The following is a 3,096-nucleotide window of genomic DNA, read 5'->3' on the forward strand; positions in this document are numbered from 1 at the left end:
GACTCGTCCTCCGCGACGACGGTGACCTTCCCGCCGGGCCCTCCGGCCCCGCCGAGCCGCTCGATCTCGTCGAGGTCGAGGCGCGCGTCGTAGAGGTCCTTGATCTGCTGAGCCTCGGACCCCTGCTTCGGGTCCTTGATGCTCTCGATGATCGCGCGCAGCTGCTCGAGCGTGCGGTCGTTGGCGTCGGTGATCGCGCCGACCGAAGCCTTGTCCGGCGGCAGCTGGTAGTCACGCAGCCAGGCGCCGTTGACATGGCGGTACAGGTCGTCCTGCGGGCGGATCGCCGGATCGCCGCCGCCCATGTCCACACCGGTGAGCTGCACTTCGGGGGTATCGGACGTGCACGAGGCCAGCGCGGCCGCCACGGGCACCAGGCCCATGGCGATCAGGAATGCGCGGCGATCCAGCACCGACGGACGACGACCGGACGATGTCACAGGTTTTCCTTCCCCGATGCGGCAGCCGCACCCTGTTCGTTGCGAACCAGCTCGCACAGGCTACCGGCGCGGCCGCCACTCGGTGGGATACCGGCCGATCGGGGCCGGTCAGTCCGAGGAGATTCCGGCGCTGCCGGTGGCCATGTCACAGGCCAGGCCGCTGCCCGCGTTCAGGATCTTCGCGACGGTGGGGACGCGCTTGGTAACCAGTGGTGCGCCGGTGGCGTGCAGCAGCAGCGAGAGCTGCACCTCGACCCCGGTCTCGACGTGGTAGTAGGCGGTAGCCTTGGCCACGGTGACGCCGCCGACGTTCACCTCCAGGTCGACGGTGTCGCTGGCGAAGAACTTGCCGTTGGCGACGAAGTCCACCTGGGCGCCGACGTAGTCGTCGAGGCCGACGACGTCGATCTTGGAAGTGCAGCCGACGGTGAGGGTGTCGGTGAGCATGTCGATGATCGGGCCCGCGGTCGCGTGCGGCGCGGCGATCGTCAGCACGGCGGCGAAGGCGCTCGCGGCGGTCGCGAGGCGGCGGGTGGTCGGCAGGGAGAGCTTCATGCGCGCGACCGTAGCAACGGCGCGACCGCGCCCACAGAGGTTTGAAACATATCTGATTCAGATTAGTGGGAGCGACCCCGATTTGGGTCGACCTGGGGATTCACCTACACTAGACCGGTTGCCTGCGGGAGCTCTGCGTCCGCAATCCGGCAGTGAACCCCCAGTGGTAGGTATTTCCGCTGGCAGGCGCGCGTCCGGTGGGTGACTGACCATGTGCGTCGGGTCGGCAATCCGGCGTACGTATACATCCAGGTCCAGGAGGTGCTGAAGTGATTCAGCAGGAGTCGCGACTGCGCGTCGCCGACAACACCGGGGCGAAGGAAATCCTTTGCATCCGTGTGCTCGGTGGCTCGTCGCGTCGCTATGCCGGTATCGGTGACATCATCGTCGCCACCGTGAAGGACGCCATCCCCGGCGCGAACGTCAAGAAGGGCGACGTCGTCAAGGCTGTCGTCGTGCGCACCGTCAAGGAGCGCCGCCGTCCGGACGGTTCCTACATCAAGTTCGACGAGAACGCTGCCGTGCTGATCAAGCCGGACAACGATCCTCGCGGCACCCGCATCTTCGGCCCGGTCGGCCGTGAGCTGCGCGACAAGCGCTTCATGAAGATCGTTTCGCTGGCCCCGGAGGTGCTCTGACCATGAAGGTGCACAAGGGTGACACCGTCCTCGTCATCTCGGGCAAGGACAAGGGCGCCAAGGGCAAGGTCATCCAGGCCTACCCGGCGACCGGCAAGGTTCTCGTCGAAGGCGTGAACCGGATCAAGAAGCACGTCGCGGACTCCGCGAACCAGCGTGGCGCCTCCTCGGGTGGCATCGTGACCCAGGAAGCCCCCATCCAGGTTTCCAACGTGATGGTCGTCGACTCCGACGGTAACCCGACTCGCGTCGGCTACCGCACCGACGAAGAGACCGGCAAGCGGGTTCGGATCTCCCGTAAGAACGGGAAGGACATCTGACATGACCACCTCTGAGCAGACTCAGCCCCGGCTGAAGGCGCGCTACCGCGCCGAGATCAAGGACGCGCTGAACAGCGAGTTCGAGTACGCCAACGTGATGCAGATCCCGGGCGTCGTCAAGGTCGTCGTCAACATGGGTGTCGGTGACGCCGCCCGCGACGCGAAGCTGATCAACGGTGCCATCAATGACCTCGAGCTGATCACCGGCCAGAAGCCGGAGGTCCGCAAGGCCACCAAGTCGATCGCGCAGTTCAAGCTCCGTGAGGGCATGCCGATCGGCGCGAAGGTCACCCTCCGTGGCGACCGCATGTGGGAGTTCCTCGACCGCCTGGTCTCCATCGCGCTGCCGCGTATCCGCGACTTCCGCGGTCTGTCGCCGAAGCAGTTCGACGGCAACGGCAACTACACGTTCGGCCTGAGCGAGCAGTCGATGTTCCACGAGATCGACGTGGATTCCATCGACCGCCCGCGCGGTATGGACATCACCGTGGTGACCACGGCGACCAACAACGAAGAAGGCCGCGCGCTGCTGAAGCACCTCGGCTTCCCGTTCAAGGAGAACTGAGCACATGGCTAAGAAAGCACTGCGCATCAAGGCGGAGGCCAAGCCGAAGTTCGCCGTCCGCGCCTACACCCGCTGCCAGCGTTGCGGCCGCCCCCACGCGGTGTACCGCAAGTTCGGCCTGTGCCGCGTCTGCCTGCGTGAGATGGCCCACCGTGGCGAGCTCCCGGGCGTGCACAAGAGCTCCTGGTGAGCCCGCGCTCCTCGTGAGCGCAGCCGCCTAGGCGAATAACGAACGAAGGCACGGACTTCCGCGAGGGAGTCCGTGCCTTCGCGCGTTTCAGAACTCCGAGACCGGTGTGCCTGTGTGAGGGCGATGGGCGAGAAATTCTGAGTTCGCCGGGGTATGAGCCGCTTCATACTGCGAGTATGATCAGAGTATGAAGCGCGTGACGATCTCCATTCCCGACGATGTTGCCGAGGCAGCCACCGCCGCGGTGAGCAGCGGCGCCTTCGCCTCGGTGTCGGCGTATTTCGCCGCAGCCTCGGGCAAGCTGGGGGACTGGCTGGCCGCGCGGGCCGCGCTGGAGGTGAGGATCGCCGACGCGGGGGGGCTCTCCGGCGACGCCCGGGCGGCCGCC

6 protein-coding genes and 1 pseudogene are annotated in these 3,096 nt (G+C 66.4%); 5 read left to right on the forward strand and 2 right to left on the reverse strand.

Translation table 11 applies throughout. The annotated features are described in order from the left end of the window. Together ACFWPJ_RS28970 and ACFWPJ_RS28975 are read right to left on the reverse strand one after the other, a co-directional pair. A pseudogene (locus ACFWPJ_RS28970) lies at positions 1–440 on the reverse strand (hypothetical protein); the annotation flags it as partial. A 108-nt stretch (positions 441–548) separates the two neighbouring features. Next, positions 549–995, reverse strand: coding sequence for a hypothetical protein (locus ACFWPJ_RS28975; protein ID WP_378856107.1), 447 nt, complete (start codon positions 993–995; stop codon positions 549–551). Between the two features lie 269 nt (positions 996–1,264). Between ACFWPJ_RS28975 and rplN the strand changes: the two genes are divergently transcribed. The 5 genes from rplN to ACFWPJ_RS29000 form a co-directional block, all read left to right on the forward strand. Continuing rightward, on the forward strand, positions 1,265–1,633 hold the full coding sequence (gene rplN, locus ACFWPJ_RS28980; RefSeq protein WP_043647623.1) for a 50S ribosomal protein L14: 369 nt from the start codon (positions 1,265–1,267) through the stop codon (positions 1,631–1,633). Between the two features lie 2 nt (positions 1,634–1,635). Continuing rightward, complete coding sequence (rplX, locus tag ACFWPJ_RS28985) at positions 1,636–1,953, forward strand: 50S ribosomal protein L24 (protein ID WP_019045061.1); 318 nt, start codon at positions 1,636–1,638, stop codon at positions 1,951–1,953. A gap of 1 nt (position 1,954) precedes the next feature. Beyond that, a complete protein-coding gene (gene rplE / locus ACFWPJ_RS28990) occupies positions 1,955–2,518 on the forward strand; it encodes a 50S ribosomal protein L5 (protein WP_378856109.1) in 564 nt (187 codons plus the stop codon). Positions 2,519–2,522: 4 nt separating this feature from the next. After that, positions 2,523–2,708, forward strand: coding sequence for a type Z 30S ribosomal protein S14 (locus tag ACFWPJ_RS28995; RefSeq protein WP_040731429.1), 186 nt, complete (start codon positions 2,523–2,525; stop codon positions 2,706–2,708). 187 nt (positions 2,709–2,895) lie between these two features. Next, positions 2,896–3,096 (forward strand): hypothetical protein (locus ACFWPJ_RS29000; RefSeq protein ID WP_378856111.1); only part of this gene is annotated, 201 nt, incomplete at its 3' end.

It is taken from the genome of Nocardia sp. NPDC058497, assembly GCF_042720195.1.
Classification (GTDB): domain Bacteria; phylum Actinomycetota; class Actinomycetes; order Mycobacteriales; family Mycobacteriaceae; genus Nocardia.

What these genes read in the sequence shown, in the direction of transcription:
- ACFWPJ_RS28995 (WP_040731429.1), top strand. Translation starts at nt 2,523, where the DNA reads ATGGCTAAGAAAGCACTGCGCATCAAGGCGGAGGCCAAGCCGAAGTTC.
- rplE (WP_378856109.1), top strand. Translation starts at nt 1,955, where the DNA reads ATGACCACCTCTGAGCAGACTCAGCCCCGGCTGAAGGCGCGCTACCGC.
- rplX (WP_019045061.1), top strand. Translation starts at nt 1,636, where the DNA reads ATGAAGGTGCACAAGGGTGACACCGTCCTCGTCATCTCGGGCAAGGAC.
- ACFWPJ_RS28975 (WP_378856107.1), bottom strand. Translation starts at nt 995, where the DNA reads ATGAAGCTCTCCCTGCCGACCACCCGCCGCCTCGCGACCGCCGCGAGC.